We start from the raw sequence: 16,142 nt of genomic DNA, 5'->3' as shown, positions 1-16,142 counted from the left end.
ATCTCTTCGCCTCAACCCGCCCTGTATGCCAACCCGTACCCTGCCGGCGCAGCCCGGCGCGTTCCCCAAAGCGGTGCCGTTCATCGTGGGCAATGAGGTTGCAGAGCGGTTCAGTTATTACGGCATGCGCGCCATCCTGCCCACCTTTCTGGTGGCGCAGTTTTACAATCCCGCCCACAGCCCCGGCCTCGACGCGCTGGCAGAGGCGCGGGCCAATGACTTAGTGCACTCCTTTGTGGCGTTGGGCTACGCGATGCCAGTGCTCGGAGCCCTGCTGGCCGACTGGGTGCTCGGAAAGTACCGGGTTATTCTGTACGTGTCGTTGCTCTACTGCGTGGGGCATGTGTTGCTGGCTGCGTATGCCAATGATTTGCAGGGGTTTCGCGTGGGGCTTCTGGTGGTGGCTGTGAGCATGGGAGGGATTAAATCCAGCGTCACGGCCAACCTGGGCGATCAGTTTAACCGCAGCAACGCGCATTTGCTCCCGAAGGCTTACGGCTGGTTTCAACTGGCCATCGACGTAGGAGCGGCCGTTTCCACAGCTTTTGTACCCATACTGTATGCCCGCTTTGGGGCCGCAGTGGCGTTTGGAGTGCCGGGCATTCTGATGGCGGTGGCCGCGCTTACTTTTTGGCTCGGCCGGCATCGCTACGTGCGGGTGCCGCCTACGGGCTTAGTGAGGGGTATCCAACTGACGTTTGGCCACGCTGAAGGCCGGGCGGCGCTAGTCCGTGTCGGACTGATTTTCGCGTTTATTCCGGTGGTGTGGGCCCTTTACGACCAAAGCGTATCGGAATGGGTGTTGCAGGCGGCTCACCTCAACCGCCAACTGTGGCCCGGCTTTACGCCTTTGCCCGAACAGCTTCAGATTCTGGGCATTGTGTTTGGCATCGGGCTCAATCCGCTGCTGACCTACCGCGTGTACCCCGGCCTGGCCCGGCTAGGCATCCGTATGACGCCGTTGCGCCGCATTGGGGTGGGCATGGTGATCGTGGCCGTAGCGCTAGCCGTGGTTGCCGGCATCCAGCATAGCCTCGATACGGGCGGCAGTCCGTCGGTGTGGTGGCAGGTACTGGCCTACTTTATAGTAGCCGGCGGCACCCTGATGGTAGCCGTTACGGGCTTGGAATATGCTTATACCCAAGCGCCTAAGTCCATGAAAAGCCTCATGACGGCCCTGTGGCTACTGACCATTGCGGCCGGCAATTTCTTTTTGGCCCTGATGAACAACAGCATTGTCAGCGGCGGCTTTTTCGCCCGCTTTCAGGGCGCCAACTATTATTGGTTTTTCGTGGGGCTTATGGCCGTCAACGTTACGCTGTTTGCCGTGGTGGCGCACTTCATAAAAGAAAAAACGTATCTCGCCGCTGAAGAAGACGCCATTGCGTAAAGCAGTTAGTGTGGTGAGATAGTGTTTTATTGTTTACGTAAATTGCCATAAGTAATTGTTAATCAATTATTTATGATTTGATTGAATTTGCTCTCTTCTTTGAAAACTATGATTGGTCTTAATACGCGCTGCTTTTGCCTGTTCGCTGCATTGCTACTGCTACTTGGCCCCGCTCGGGCGCAGGAACCGCCCGCCAAACGTGTAGATCGCGCCAAGCACCACGAGTTTTTCATCAACAACTTCAAGACCGAAAGCGGCGTGACGCTGCCACGCGCCCGCGTCGTGTACGGCACATATGGCCACCTCAATGCCAAACATGACAACGTCGTGCTGCTGCCCTCGCACTACATGGCCGATCATCATGGGTACGAATGGCTCATCGGGCCGGGCAAAGCCCTGGATACTACGCAGTTGTATCTGGTGGCTACGGAGTTGTTTGGCAATGGCCATTCGTCGTCGCCTAGCAATACACCCGCCCCGTTTCACGGCCCGCGCTTCCCGGTAACGACCATCCGCGACAACGTCGAAGCCGTACACCAACTCCTTGCTAAAGATTTGAAGGTAAATCACTTGCGAGCGATTATCGGGTTTTCGATGGGAGCGCAGCAGGCTTTTCAGTGGGCGGTAAGCTACCCCACGTTTGCCGATCGCATCGTAGCGACTTCGGGTACGGCCAAAACCTACCCACACGGCGTGGTGCGCCTCGAAGGCCAAATTGCGGCCCTCACTGCCGATGCAGCTTTCAACAACGGCGACTACACCAGTCCGCCTACCAAAGGCTTAGAGGCCTTTGCAACGGTTTGGACGGGCTGGCTGTTTTCGCAGGAATGGTGGCGGCGTGAGCTTTGGCGGGCCAATTCGCCGCCCGGCACCACGTTCGAGCAAGTGCTCAACGGCTACCGCACCAACTTCATCCCCGGCGCCGATGCCAACGATCTGATCCTGCAAATGCGCACTTGGGAGCGCCACGACGTAGGCGCTACGGCTGGTTTTGGGGGCGATGTAGAAAAGGCGCTGCGTTCCATTAAAGTGCCGTTGCTCTACATGCCTTCCGAAACCGATCTCTACTTTCCCCTCACCGATGCGCGCTACGAGGCAGCCTTTATTCCCGGCGTTACGCTGGCGCCAATTCCGTCCCTGTGGGGGCATACGGCCGGCGCCGCTCCTAACCCCGCAGACGGCAAGTTTCTGAACGAAACGATTGGTAAGTTCTTGGCTGGAAAACGCTAAGCGACAATGCGTTGCTAGCCAATTGGTTATAGCGCGTGGTCGGTTTTCACGTCCTGCCCCGACCAGATTTGGCGGGCCGTCCAGTCGCCGGCGGGGCTGGTCCAGAAGGCATCGGTGGGGGGAAGGCCCAAGGGCAAAAAGGCAGTAGTGCAGAGATAAAGGCTGCCGGTGGAGATGTAGCCTTCGCCAATGCTGGGCTGGTGCCCACACAGCCCGATTTGAAGCCAGCCTTTGGCGTCAAAAGTGCCGCGCGGCTCCAGCGTGCGCCGGATCACGGCCGTCAGGGCATTCCGTACCTGGCCAGTTGGCAGCTCGGCCGGAAGTTGCTGTTGCAGCGCCATTTGGGCCAAGTGCTGAAACGCTCCGCACCGATACGCCAACGACCGGCCAAACGCTGCAAACGAGCCATCGGGCGCAATAAGGCGCTCTTGTACCACTGCGTAGCGCCGCGCGCGGGCCCGCAACGTTTCCAGCAACTCTTTGCGCTCCTTGTCCGCATTCACCAGAGTACCAACTACATCCAGCAGCATGGGCTGGATGACGTAGCTGTTGTAATAGTCCCAGTGATAGTCGGGGCCGTCGCCGTAGGTGCCATCGCCTTTGTACCAGATCTGGTGCTGCTTAATGGCATAATCCATGCGCATCAGGTCGCCCGCGCCGGTGAATTTCAGCAAGGCCGCTTCGATGATGGCGCTGAACAGCAGCCAGTTGCTGTACACGGGCTTAATCACGCGGCTGCTTTGCAACGCCTGCACAAGTTGCGTCTGCGTGGCGGCGGGCAGTTGCTGCCAAAGCTGCGTGGGGGCGCGCAACAGGGCGTGGGCCAGAAAAGCGGCATCCACTACCGGCTGCCCGCCTTCGGTAAAGTTCAGAAAGTCAGGTGATTGTGGATTTACGGCGTGGGCTATTGCCTGACGAGCCAACTCAGCATAGCGCTTTTGCTGCGCCGCCTCCGCCGCTGCCGCGCCTGTCATTTCCAACCACGGCGCTAGCCCAGAAAGCGTACGCCCCAGGGCTTCGAGGTGCGACACTTTGCGGCGGCCTTCTTCCTGACCCGGTGCGGCTTCAATGGGCATTGTGGCCTTAAGCTGTCCTTGGGCGCCGGCTTTCAAAACGGGTTCTACAACGCGTAGCACCATGCTCAGCCAGTACGCGCGGTCATCGGTTTTGGCCAGGGTTGGCGTAGCAGTATCCGCCCAAACGGGTACGGGCAGGGCGAGCGCCGAAAGGCCGGTAGCCGCCCGGGCAACAAAGGAACGTCGTTTCATGCGAGCAATCGGCAGAAGCGGGCGTAGCGTAAGCTACTTAAGCTTAATGACTTCCGAGCCGGCCAGCAGAAAAGCGCCCGTGCCGTACACTTCCCAACTGTCGGCCGAAAAGTCGCGACGTGGGTCGGCACCGATGGGCTGCACCCAGCCCACGCGCCCTTCCGGCGACACTACTTTGTTGAGCGCTACCCAGGCTTTTTGCACCGCCGGCAGGAACTGCTGCTTGTCCAAAATCCCTTGGTTGATGCCCCACGCCATGGCGTAGCAGTCGAAGCCCGAACCGGAGGTTTCGCCGCCGGGGTAAGCCGCCGGGTCGAGCAGGCTGGAGCGCCACAAGCCGTCGGGTTGCTGAAGCTGCACGAGGCGCGTGCTCATTTCCTTAAACAAGCTGGTGTAAAAACCGCGGCTCGGATGATTTTGGGGCAACTCCTGCAGAATTTGCACCAAGCCGCCCATCACCCACCCATTGCCCCGCGACCAGAATACGCGCTGCCCGTTGCTTTCCTTTTTGCCCTCGCCCGACTCGCTCAAGAGGTAGCTTGCATCGCGGGCAAACAGGTGCTCTTGGTGGTTGAACAGGCGGCGATAAGTTTGTTGATACAGCGTATCGTTGAGGGTCAGGTATTCCGGCTTGTTCTCCATTACCGCCACCTTCACCAACACCGGCGGACCCATAAACAGGGCGTCGCACCACCACCAGGCAATGCCGTGGTCGCGTACTTCCGGCCCCGGCTCCGTCCGAAATTTCTCTAGTACCGCCAGCGTAGGCTCAATCATGCGCCGGTCTTTTTTCAGGCGGTACAGGTTGAGGTAAGTCTGGCAGATGGCGATGTCGTCGGCGTGGTCGTAGCGGCGGTCGGGTTGCCACTTAGTACGCTCACCCATGGCCATCATCGAGTCCAGCAGCAGCTTAGATTTCGTGGTTTGATACGCCGCAAATACGCCCGAATAGAAGGCCCCGTTTGTCCAGTCGGTGACTTTGTGTTTGGGGTGCGCCAACTGCCACTGCGCCGTTTTCAGCATCTGTTTCTTGATGAATTTGGGCTTGAACACCGCTTGGTCGGCGGAGGCCACGGACTGCGCCTGGCTTGTGTGACCGAGGCCTAAAGTCAGAAGTAAGCCGCTGAGTAACAGGCGGGGAAAGCGTAAGAAGTGGTTGGCGGTCATATGCGGAAGGGTGGGAAGGAGGGATGAAAGGTAGGAGAAGCAATAGTACTGGGTTCGCCCGAAAAAACAGGGGGAGATTTTAACGCTTTACAGGGGCTATACTCGTCCCCGGCCGCGTTGCATGTAGGGGTTCATGCTTTGCATACGATGCGTTATTCGTTTTATGAAGTAGTATAAATAATTGATTATCAAATATTTGTATTAAGATGGTGTAGAGGCTGATTCCCGGCTCTGACGGTGTTGCTTGGCATATTCGGAAGGGGAGAGGGAATAAATTTTCTGGAACGTTTTGCGGAAGTACTTGGCGTCTTCAATGCCTACTTGGAATGCCACTTCCGACACGCGCATCGTGGTTTGGGCCAAGAGCTGGGCAGCCCGTTTCATGCGGACGTCGCGGATAAACTCGACCGCCGTCTGGCCCGTGATGCTCTTGATGCGCCGGTAAAAAACCGACTGACTCATGCCCACTTCCCGCACCAGTACCTGTACGCTGAACTCGGGGTCGTCGAGGTGCTGCTCGACCACGCCCATCGCGTTTTCCAGAAACTGCTTGTCAGCGTCGGCAATGACGACTTCGGTCGGTTCCAGCAGGATTTGCCGCTGGTAGTACTCCCGCAGCTTCAGGCGATTACGCAATAAAGTAGTCGCTTTGGCTTGCAGAATGGCGGGGTTAAAAGGCTTGCTGACGTAGTCGTCGGCACCCATGCCGAGGCCTTCCAGCTCGTGGAGGGCAGCCGTGCGGGCCGTGAGCAGCAGCACCGGAATGTGGGCGGTTTTGGGATGCTTTTTCAGCTTCTGGCACAGTTCCAAGCCGTCGCTGCGGGGCATCATCACGTCGCTGATGATGAGGTCCGGAGCTTGGGAAAGGGCTTTTTCCCAGCCTTCCAAGCCGTCGGCGGTCAGAATCACTTCGTAGTCGGCCTCGAAAAGCTGTTGCAGGTACTGGCGCACTTCGTCGTTGTCTTCCACCACCAGCAGCCGCGGCAGCGCCGGCAAGGCCAGCGGCTCGTTCGACCAGCCCAGGGCCGCATCGTCCATGGGCAGCGTTACTTCTGGCGGCTCGGCAGCCCGCGTGGCGTCGTCTTCCTGAATGTCGCCGGGTTGCAGATGCGCCTGCCCAAACGGCAGCCGCAGCCGGAACGCCGAGCCCACGCCCACCCGGCTTTCCACGCTGATGGTGCCCCCGTGGCGCTCGGCAAACTGCTTCACCAACGACAGGCCAATGCCCGTGCCGGTCATGCGCAACGTATCGGTGTGCGACGCTTGGTAGTAGGGATCGAAGATATGGGCCAGCTCATCGGCCTTGATACCAGTGCCTTCGTCTACAACGCTGACTTCCAAATAATTACCTGTAAGTACGCCGTCCTGAAACACAGCTTCGCCGCCGGGGCTGCCCACCACTGTGGCTGACAGACTGATGCCGCGACCTTCGGGCGTATACTTGAAAGCGTTGGACAGCAAGTTGGTCAGCACGATTTCCAGCTTGCTCCGGTCGAAGTAGAGCGGCACGGGCTCGGACGGCAAATCCAGAGTGTAATCGATGCCGCGCTCCTCAGCTTTGAGCTTGAATACCAGGTAAATATCGGACAGGAACTGCACCACGTCGCCGTAGCTGGCCCGCAGCGGCACGTTGCCCGACTCGACCTTGCGGAAGTCCAGCAGCTGGTTGACGAGGTCGAAGAGCTTGCGCGTTTGCTTGTGCATGAGCACAATCTTGTCGCGCAGGCCCTGCACGGAGCCGTTGGTGCTGATGATTTCCTCCATTGGCCCCAAAATCAGGGTGAGGGGCGTGCGCAGCTCGTGCGAGACGTTGGTAAAAAAGCCCAGTTTAAGTTCGGTCAGCTCCTTTTCTTTTTCGGCCTGAAAATGCTCCAGTACCACCCGGTTTTTCAGCTCTTGCTGGGCCATCTCGAAGCGCCGGTACAGCGCCACGGCCCCCAAAGCAGCCAGCGCATACAGCCCGTACGCCCACCACGTTTTCCACCAAGGCGCCAGCACGCTGAACTGCATGGTGGCGTAGCGCTGCGACCAGATCCCTTCGCCGTTGTTGGCTTTTATCTGCAAGGTGTAGTGTCCCGCCGGCAAGTTGGCGAAGCTGGCCGTGCGCTGCCCCGGCGCAGGGTAAACCCAGTCTTTGTTGTAGCCGAGCAAACGGTAAGCATAGCGGTTTTTCTGGGGATTGGTATAATTGAGGGCGACGAACTCCACGGCAAAGTCGTTTTCGCTGGCCTTGATGGTTAGGGTTTGGGGCTGCGCAAAAGCCTTTTCCAGCAACACGCGGCCGTGCAGGGTGTCGCCTACTGCCACCGGCTTGTTGCTCACCCGCAGGCCGGTGATCTGCACCACGGGCGGAATCGGATTGGCCTGAATCTCTGGGGGTTGGAAATAGTTGATGCCGTTGATGCCGCCAAAAAACAGCGTGCCGTCTTGCGCGCGCGTCGCTGCCCCAATCTTGAACGCATTGCTTTGCAGGCCGTCGGCCACGTCGTAGCGCAGGTAGTGACGCGTCGAGGGCGTGAAGCGGTAGAGGCCGGTGCCGCCAATCCAGAGGTTGCCGGCGTCGTCGGCCAGGATGCTTTCTACATCGCTCTCCGGCAGCTGCTGCCGGTATTGGCGAATGGTTTCGTGCCCGTCGGCAGCGGTAATAAGCTGGTGCAGCCCGCCCCCGATGGTCCCGATCCAAAGTGAACCCTGCTCATCCAATAACAGAGGCCATATATAATTGACCTTCAAGCTGTTGGCTTTGCCGGGTGCGTACTGATACTGCGCCAGCAAATGCAGCGAATCGGGGGTGACGCGCAGCTTCAGCAGGCCGGCATCGCGGGTGCTAGCCCACAGCACGTCGCGCTTGTCGTCGTAGAGCAGGAAGGTAAACTGGTTGCTGGGCAGCGCGCTTTTGCCCTGCCGGTACGCGCCCAGGTACTGCCCCGTGGGGCTGAATCGGTGCAGGCCGTCGGAAAAGGTGGCGGCCCACACCGTGCCGTACCGGTCTTGCGCGAGCCGCTCGATGCTCGACGCGCTTAAATCCGTGCCGTCGGGTAGGTGGGAATAAGTAGTTAGCTGCTCGCGGCCATCCTGGCGGGTGAGCGTCACGAGGCCGTTGCCGCGCGTCCCAAACCAAAGCGTGCCGTTGGATGACTGAAAAACCGCGGATACATCGACGCCGCGCGGGGCGCTCTCAAGCTGGTTGAGGTAGTTATGAAACGTGTGGCGGGCGAGGTCGTAGCTGGATACGCCGTTGCGCGTGCCGAACCAAAGCGTGTTGCGCGCTTCTTCCTTATAAATAGCGTTGACGTAGTTGTTGGACAGGGCAAGGCGTTGGCCGGTAAGCGGCTGCCGGATGCGGCCGAAGGGCTTCTGGTGCAGATCGACTTTGTTGAGACCGCCAGCGGACGCACACAGCCAGATGATCCGGTTGCGGTCCTCAAAAATCTGGTGGATGCGTTCGGAATTGATGCTGAACGGTTCGCCGTCCTGGGGCAGAAACAACGTCGGCGGCACGTTTTGCAGGGGCGGCGTCAGGCCCGTAATTGCCCCGGCCCGCCATACGTAGAGGCCGTAAATGGTGCCCACCCACAGCTGCCCACCCGAATCTAGGAAAACGGACTGCAACGTCGGGAATACTTGGGGCAGGGCGTGGCTGTTTAGCTCGCGCATGGTGCGCCGGTTGGCCGCCGATACCCAGAACAACTGGCGTTCGGTGCCAATCCAGAGGTCGCCGCGGCGGTCGAGATGCAGGACGTGTATAGCGTTGGTAATCAAGGGTTTGTCCTGAAGTGCTAAGCCGGTTTCCGTGGAGCGGATTACCTGCAATCCTCCATCAAGGGTGCCAATCCACACTTTGCCCTCCGCATCGGCCACGATGCCCGTGATGCGGGAGAGCGGCGCCCGTCCATTGGCGGCCGGCGGAAATTGCTGCATGTTCCGGAGCTTGCCCTGGCGCGTAAACGTGAGCACAAACAAGCCATCCAGCTGCGTGCCCACCCACAAGCGGCCCTGCGCATCGGATGTGATGGCAGTAACATCGGACTGCGCCAATAGCTGCGCCGGTGCGCGGTAAGCGGCGGGCACCTGCCGCTCGTCGAAGCTCAGGAAGGTATCGTGGTCGGCATCGTAGAGGCTCAGGCCGGCCCGCTCGGTGCCCACCCATAGCCGGCCCCCGGCCCCAACATACACCACTTTGATGCGGTTGGCCGAAACCCCATTGCGCGGATTGACGGGCAGCGAATATTGCTTCAGCCCGTAGCCGTCGTAGCGATCGAGGCCGCGGTTGGTCCCGATCCAGATGAAGCCGGCCGGGTCCTGCGCCACAGCCATGCCGTCGCTGTGCGAAAGGCCCTGATCGACGGTCAGGTGCTCAAACCGAAACTCGCTGGGTGCAATGCTCTGGGCCCGGCCAACCCCAGCTCCGCAGAGCAGCGCCAGCGGCAGAAGAATCCATTTGACAAGGAGTTGAACCGGCACGAATCGGGAAGTTGCGTTTGCGGAAAGCGGCAAAAAAGACGGGGATCTGCCGCTGAAAGGTAGCACTGCAAGCCAGCTGACCTGCGTCGGATACGAAAATAACACTCTGAGAACCATTCCGAACAGGGCCGCGGCAGAGCAGCGACGCGCAAAGGCGGGGTAACTGATTTGCCCCCTCTTTTTGGCTAAAAAGGCCCCGGCCAATGGGGTGCCCGCGCGTGTACTTTTAGGGACTTGAAAAACCGGGAAGCTACCACGGCCATTCACAAGATGCTCGGGCGCTTGCCCCTGGACCGGATGCCTCGCACTCGGCCGCTCTGGTTTGCTGCTCTGCCCCGCCACTACGCCCTGTTGCTGCCTCCCATCCGGTTCGCAAACTTCCTCTTCATGCCTACTCTTTCTTCCGCGACCCTTGCGCTGGCCTTGCTGCTGGCCCCGGCGCTGGTGGTTGCCCAGCCTTCGTCGTCGGCCCCGGCCAAGACAAAGAACACGTCCTTCAAGCCCGGCGAACTGTGGTACGACACCGACGGCAACCTCATCAATGCGCACGGGGGCGGGGTGCTGCTGGTTGGCAAAACCTATTATTGGTACGGCGAGAAACGGGCGCAGCACCAAGAGCAAGGCGTGACGGTGTATTCCTCCAAAGATCTCTACAACTGGAAGTACGAAGGCGTCGCCCTCACGCCGTCCGCCGACCCGCAGCACGATATCGCGGCGGGCTGCCTGATGGAGCGCCCCAAAGTGATTTATAACGCCAAGACCAAGCAGTACGTGATGTGGTTTCACCTCGAGCTGAAGGGGCAAGGCTACAAAGCGGCCCGCGCCGGGGTGGCCGTCAGCGATAAGCCGACCGGGCCGTTTCGGTACGTGAGCAGTTTCCGGCCCAACGGCCACATGTCGCGCGACATGGGCTTGTTTGTCGACGACGATGGCGCCGCTTACCACGTGTATTCGTCCCGCGAAAACTACGACCTGCGCCTGGCCCGCCTCTCCGACGATTACCTGACCGCCACCGCGCAGGATACCATGCTGTTCAGCAACCACCGCGAGGCCCCGGCGTTGTTCAAAACGGGTGGCAAATACTACCTCATCACCAGCGGCTGCACCGGCTGGGACCCCAACGAGGCTTCGGTGCACGTCGCGACTTCCCTTTTGGGACCTTGGCAGCCGCTCGGCGACCCCATCACGGGGCCTAATGCCAAGCTTACGTTTGGCGGCCAATCGACCTACGTGCTGCCGGTAGCGGGCCGCAAGGATGCCTTCATCTTTATGGCCGACCGCTGGAACCCGAAAGACCTGAAAGACAGCCGCTACCTGTGGCTGCCCGTGCAGTTCAAAAACAACCAGCCCAGCATCAAGTGGCTGGACGCATGGGATTTAACCTTTTTTAACAAGCAATTGTAAGTACCTATGGTTAAGGCGTTTATAAAAGCAGCGTTGTTGAGTGCCCTGGCCTTTTCAACTCCGGCCTACGCCCAAGCACCGAAGCATGCGTTCGCGCTAGGCGACGAGTCTTTCCTGCTTGATGGCAAGCCGTTTCAGATGATATCCGGCGAGTTGCATTACCCGCGCGTGCCCCGCGAAGCTTGGCGCGCGCGCATCCGGATGGCCAAAGCCATGGGCCTGAACACGATCGGCACCTACGTGTTCTGGAACGTGCACGAGCCCCAGCCCGGCAAGTACGACTTTGCGGGCAACAACGACATCGCCGCTTTTGTAAAAATTGCCCAAGAAGAGGGCATGTGGGTGGTGCTGCGGCCCAGCCCCTACGTATGCGCCGAGTGGGAATTTGGCGGTTATCCGTACTGGTTGCAGAAGGATAAAAGCTTGGTGGTCAGAAGCAAAGATCCTAAGTACTTGGCTGCCTATGGCCGCTACCTCAAGGAAGTAGCCAAGCAGTTGGCGCCGCTGCAAGTCAACCACGGCGGGCCCGTGCTCATGGTGCAGGTCGAGAACGAATACGGCTTCTACTCCAACGACAAAGACTATCTCGCCCTGAATCGCAAGATGTTTCAGGAGGCGGGCTTCGATGGCTTGCTCTACACCTGCGACCCCGCCGATAAAGTAAAGGACGGCTACTTGCCGGGCCTGATGCCGGCCGTAAATGGCTTGGATAAGCCCAAGGAAATCAAGAAGTTGGTCCGGACTTACCACGACGGGAAAGGGCCATTTTATATCGCTGAGTGGTACCCGGCTTGGTTCGACTGGTGGGGCGCGCCGCACCACACCGTACCCGCGGCCCGGTATGCGCCGCGCCTCGATTCGGTGCTGACGGCGGGTATTTCTATCAACATGTACATGTTTCACGGGGGCACGACGCGCGGCTTCATGAACGGGGCCAACTACAAAGGCGACTCCACCCACTTCGAGCCCCAAACCAGCAGCTACGACTACGATGCACCGTTGGACGAAGCTGGCAATGCCACGCCTAAGTTTATGGCTTTCAGGCAAGTAATTGAAAAGCATCTGCCGGCCGGTGTAAAACTGCCCGCAGTGCCCGCTGCCAAGCCGACCATGCGCGTGCCGGCCATCAGCATGAGCGCGGCCACCAGTCTGCTGACCAATCTGCCCAAGCCTGTGGTAAGCACCAAGCCGCAGACTTTTGAGGATTTGAACCAAGCCTACGGCTTCGTGCTCTACCGCACCCAAGTGCCCGGCGGGCGTAAGGGAGTGCTCAAAATCAAGGAGTTGCGTGATTACGGCTTGGTGTTCGTAAACGGGCAGCGCGTTGCTACCCTGGACCGCCGACTGGGGCAGGACCAAGCAGAAATCACGCTGCCGAAAGGCACTGTGACGCTCGACATTCTGGTGGAGAACTTGGGCCGTCTCAACTTCGGGCCCTACCTCAACCAAAACCGCAAGGGCATCACAGAGCAGGTGAGTTTTGCCGGGGCTGAAATCACCAACTGGCAGCATTTCAAATTGCCTTTCGATGACATTGCTTCGGTGGCTAAATCCATGAGCAACAAGGCGTTGTCGGCAAGCAGTGCGCCGGTGCTGCGGCGCGGCAGCTTCACGCTCACCCAGCCCGCCGACACGTATTTCGACATGAGCCAGTGGGGCAAAGGCAGCGTGTGGGTTAATGGCCATAACCTGGGCCGCTACTGGGAAGTCGGTCCGCAGCAGACACTGTACGTGCCGGCCGAGTGGCTCCGGAAAGGAGCGAATGAAGTAGTAGTGCTGGAACTTCTTAAATCTCAGCAAGATAAGCTCACCGGCGTGGACAAGCCCATTCTGGACGTGGTGAAAGCCGACGGTGAAGCCCGTAAAGCCAATTAATTGTAAATCAATACCATAGCCATGCCATCGGGCATTGGCTTGCAACATCGCAACGTGCGGTACCAACCGGAGCATTCGACCTTGCGGCACTCATTAGGGGATGTGAGTCTGTCGCAGCTACAGAGGGAAATGCTTTGCTTCGCTCGAAGACGTGGCCGCCAGGGATAGGAACCTGGCTGCGCCGCTGGGTGGTACCGCACGTTCGCCGCATTTTACGAAACACTGCCCATGCGCTATCTTATTCTTTCACTGGTTATTAGCTGTTGGGTAAGTGCACCGAGCGTAGCCCAGCGCGCCCCGGCCGATACGCTGCATGCGCCCGCCGCCGCGCTGCCGGGCGTGTACGCCGATCCGCACTTGGCCGCCTTTGGCCAGACTTACTACCTGTACCCAACCACCGACGGCACCGAAGGCTGGCTGTCGACCTCCTTTACGTGCTGGTCATCGAAGGACTTGGTGAACTGGAAAAGCGAAGGCGTCATCCTCGATTTGCCCCGCGACCTGACTTGGGCCACCCAGCGGGCTTGGGCGCCGGCCATTGCCACCCGCAACGGCAAGTACTACTACTATTACTCGGCCGCGCAAAGCATCGGCGTAGCCGTGGCCGACAAGCCCACGGGCCCGTTTAAAGACCCCTTGGGCAAGCCGCTGGTCGCGAAGGGCCAGTTTCAAGGCCAGACCATCGACCCGATGGTGTTGGTAGACGACGATGGCGCGGCCTACCTCTATTTTGGGCAGGGAATGTGCCACGTGGTGAAGCTCAACCCCGACATGATTTCCTTCGATCCGGCTGCGGTGGTAGAGTTCAAGCCAGCGGGCTACAACGAAGGCTCTTTCGCCTTAAAGCGCCAGGGCAAATACTACCTGATGTGGTCGGAGTACGACACCCGGGACCCGCGCTATTCGGTGGCATACGCCACCGCCGATTCGCCGATGGGGCCTTTTGTTAAAGCCCTCGGCAACCCCATCCTGAAAGGCAAGGGTGTAGTGAAAGGCGCTGGCCATCACTCGGTTATGCAGATTCCTGGCACCGACCAATGGGTCATTGCTTACCATCGCTTCAAGATTCCGGGAGGCAACGGCTACAACCGCGAGACCTGCCTGTCGCCGATGCGCTTCGATGCGCAGGGGAATATCTTGCCGGTTGATGTATTTGAGCCGGTGCAAAAAACCAGCATAAAAACCGGAAAAAGCAGGACGGTTCGGCCCTAAATCATGCCGATCTTTAGGACTGATGCCGTGTCGCTTATTTCCCAAACTTCCTACTATGAAACGTAAGATTCTGATTGGCTGGATGTTAGCTATAACGAGTGCCTCTCACGCACAGACCGCTGCTGACTACCCCATCCGGCCGGTTTCCTTCACGCAAGTAAAGTTGGCCGATAACTTCTGGTTGCCGCGCCTCAAAACGAATACCGACGTCACCATTCCGGCTTCGTTTCAGCGCTGCGAGGCTACCAACCGGGTCAAGAACTTCGAAATGGCGGCGGCCCGGCAAGGCAAATTTGCCACCACGTTTCCCTTCGACGACACCGATATTTACAAAACCATCGAAGGAGCCTCATACTCAATGAGTTTGTACCCCGATGAGCAGCTTGCCGCCTACGTGGAAGCCCTGATTGCCAAGGTAGGGGCGGCTCAGGAGCCCGACGGCTATCTGTACACGGCTCGCACCATCGATCCGGCGCATCCGCACCCTTGGGCAGGCATGAAGCGGTGGGAAAAAGAACGCGAGCTGAGCCACGAACTCTACAATGCGGGCCATCTCTACGAGGCGGCAGTGGCTCATTATCAGGCTACTGGTAAAAAAAGCCTGCTCAACATCGCCCTGAAAAATGCCGACTTAGTGTGCGCCACTTTCGGCCCCGGCAAGCTGAGCGTAGCGCCGGGCCACGAAATCGTGGAGATGGGTCTGGTGAAGCTCTACCGCGTAACCGGCCAGCCCAAATACCTGCAAACGGCCAAGTTTTTCCTCGATCAGCGCGGCCAGTACAAAGGCTACGACCCCAAGAGCAACGACGTGTGGAAAAACGGGCAATACTGGCAGGACGATAAGCCCGTAATCGCTCAAAAAGAAGCCGAAGGCCACGCCGTGCGCGCCGAATACCTGTATTCGGCCATGGCCGACGTAGCGGCCCTCACCGGCGACAAGCAACTGCTAGCCGCCGTGGATACCATCTGGAACAACATGGTTTCCAAGAAGTTCTACGTGACGGGCGGTACGGGTGCCGTGCCCGGCGGCGAGCGGTTTGGCAACAACTACGAGCTGCCCAACGCCACAGCCTACAACGAAACCTGCGCGTCGGTGGCCGATGTATACTGGAACCAGCGCATGTTTCAGCTCCACGGCGACTCCAAGTACGCCGATATCATGGAGAAGGTGCTCTACAATGGCCTGCTCTCGGGCGTAGGACTCGACGGCAAGTCGTTCTTTTACTCCAATGCCATGCAGATTAAGAACAGCGCCAGCTTTGCTCAAACCGAGCCTGCGCGCGCCGGCTGGTTCGATTGCTCGTGCTGCCCCACCAACCTGGCTCGCCTGTTTCCGTCGCTGCCCGGCTACGTGTACGCCCAGCACGATAAAGACGTGTACGTCAACCTGTTTGTGAGCAGCACGACCTTGCTGAAGGTGGGCAAGCAACCGCTGCAACTCACCCAGCAAAACAACTACCCCTGGGACGGCGGCCTGAAGTTTACGGTAAATCCCGATAAGCCACTGGACTTCAATCTGTTGGTGCGGATTCCGGGCTGGGCGAGGGGGGAAGCCATGCCCTCTGATCTGTACCGCTTTGCAGGTCCCTCGGAGCAGAAAGTCAGCATCAAAATCAATGGCAAGCCCGTGCAGTACACAATGCGCAAAGGGTATGCCGTGCTCCCGCGCAAGTGGCACAAAAACGATGTGGTAGAAGTGACCCTTCCTATGGAAGTGCGGCAGGTGGTGGCCAACGCCAAAGTGCAGGACGACTTGGGCAAAGTGGCCTTGCAACGCGGCCCCATCATGTATTGTGCCGAGTGGACCGACAATCACGGCAAGGCGACCAACCTGATTGTGCCGCCCACCACGTCTTTTGCCACCAACTTCCAGCCCAGCCTGCTCAATGGCATCACCACGCTGACGGCGACCGTGCCCGCCGTAAAAGTTGATGAAGCGGCCAACACCATCAGCACCGTAACCCAGACGCTCACGGCGATTCCGTATTACGCTTGGGCCAACCGGGGCAAGGGCGAAATGACGGTGTGGTTTCCGGCCAAAGTGCTGGATGTAGACCTCGTAACGCGGCCAGCTATGGAGCGCGAACAACTCAAATAGCGCCCCAAATAAAGGCGGAGGCCCTAGAAAGGCA

At 59.1% G+C, this 16,142-nt stretch carries 9 protein-coding genes; 6 read left to right on the top strand and 3 right to left on the bottom strand.

Annotated features, from left to right (window positions below):
- The first annotated feature begins 25 nt into the window (after positions 1-25).
- Positions 26-1,390 carry a POT family MFS transporter gene (locus FHG12_RS00940; protein ID WP_139513699.1) on the top strand — a complete coding sequence of 455 codons (1,365 nt, stop codon included), beginning with the start codon at positions 26-28 and terminating at the stop codon, positions 1,388-1,390.
- Between the two features lie 108 nt (positions 1,391-1,498).
- A complete protein-coding gene (locus FHG12_RS00935; RefSeq protein ID WP_139513697.1) occupies positions 1,499-2,620 on the top strand; it encodes an alpha/beta fold hydrolase in 1,122 nt (373 codons plus the stop codon).
- Positions 2,621-2,646: 26 nt separating this feature from the next.
- On the opposite strand, the gene FHG12_RS00930 is transcribed toward FHG12_RS00935, so the two are convergent.
- The 3 genes from FHG12_RS00930 to FHG12_RS00920 form a co-directional block, all read right to left on the bottom strand.
- A complete protein-coding gene (locus FHG12_RS00930; RefSeq protein WP_139513694.1) occupies positions 2,647-3,888 on the bottom strand; it encodes a DUF2264 domain-containing protein in 1,242 nt (413 codons plus the stop codon).
- Positions 3,889-3,921: 33 nt separating this feature from the next.
- The gene (locus FHG12_RS00925; protein ID WP_222940403.1) at positions 3,922-5,055 is read right to left on the bottom strand and encodes a glycoside hydrolase family 88/105 protein; all 1,134 of its coding nucleotides are present in this window, start codon (positions 5,053-5,055) and stop codon (positions 3,922-3,924) included.
- A 201-nt stretch (positions 5,056-5,256) separates the two neighbouring features.
- A complete protein-coding gene (locus FHG12_RS00920) occupies positions 5,257-9,519 on the bottom strand; it encodes a hybrid sensor histidine kinase/response regulator transcription factor (RefSeq protein ID WP_165699263.1) in 4,263 nt (1,420 codons plus the stop codon).
- Between the two features lie 234 nt (positions 9,520-9,753).
- Here FHG12_RS00920 and FHG12_RS00915 point away from each other — a divergent pair, with 234 nt between their 5' ends.
- From FHG12_RS00915 to FHG12_RS00900, 4 genes are all read left to right on the top strand, one after another.
- On the top strand, positions 9,754-10,923 hold the full coding sequence (locus FHG12_RS00915) for a glycoside hydrolase family 43 protein (protein ID WP_230471240.1): 1,170 nt from the start codon (positions 9,754-9,756) through the stop codon (positions 10,921-10,923).
- A 6-nt stretch (positions 10,924-10,929) separates the two neighbouring features.
- Positions 10,930-12,798, top strand: a complete 1,869-nt coding sequence (locus tag FHG12_RS00910) for a glycoside hydrolase family 35 protein (protein WP_139513691.1) — start codon at positions 10,930-10,932, stop codon at positions 12,796-12,798.
- 228 nt (positions 12,799-13,026) lie between these two features.
- Positions 13,027-14,010 (top strand): family 43 glycosylhydrolase, encoded by a 984-nt coding sequence (locus FHG12_RS00905; RefSeq protein WP_139513689.1) that lies wholly within the window; start codon positions 13,027-13,029, stop codon positions 14,008-14,010.
- A gap of 55 nt (positions 14,011-14,065) precedes the next feature.
- Positions 14,066-16,108 carry a glycoside hydrolase family 127 protein gene (locus FHG12_RS00900; protein WP_139513687.1) on the top strand — a complete coding sequence of 681 codons (2,043 nt, stop codon included), beginning with the start codon at positions 14,066-14,068 and terminating at the stop codon, positions 16,106-16,108.
- Positions 16,109-16,142 lie beyond the last annotated feature (34 nt).

This window comes from Hymenobacter jejuensis (assembly GCF_006337165.1).
GTDB lineage: Bacteria > Bacteroidota > Bacteroidia > Cytophagales > Hymenobacteraceae > Hymenobacter > Hymenobacter jejuensis.
Note: the sequence above shows the minus strand (reverse complement) of the source record. Positions and strands in the feature narration are given on the sequence as shown.

Excerpts from the sequence above, each read along its gene's own strand:
- FHG12_RS00940 (WP_139513699.1), top strand. The coding sequence starts at position 26 with ATGCCAACCCGTACCCTGCCGGCGCAGCCCGGCGCGTTCCCCAAAGCG.
- FHG12_RS00935 (WP_139513697.1), top strand. The coding sequence starts at position 1,499 with ATGATTGGTCTTAATACGCGCTGCTTTTGCCTGTTCGCTGCATTGCTA.
- FHG12_RS00900 (WP_139513687.1), top strand. The coding sequence starts at position 14,066 with ATGAAACGTAAGATTCTGATTGGCTGGATGTTAGCTATAACGAGTGCC.
- FHG12_RS00930 (WP_139513694.1), bottom strand. The coding sequence starts at position 3,888 with ATGAAACGACGTTCCTTTGTTGCCCGGGCGGCTACCGGCCTTTCGGCG.
- FHG12_RS00910 (WP_139513691.1), top strand. The coding sequence starts at position 10,930 with ATGGTTAAGGCGTTTATAAAAGCAGCGTTGTTGAGTGCCCTGGCCTTT.
- FHG12_RS00905 (WP_139513689.1), top strand. The coding sequence starts at position 13,027 with ATGCGCTATCTTATTCTTTCACTGGTTATTAGCTGTTGGGTAAGTGCA.
- FHG12_RS00925 (WP_222940403.1), bottom strand. The coding sequence starts at position 5,055 with ATGACCGCCAACCACTTCTTACGCTTTCCCCGCCTGTTACTCAGCGGC.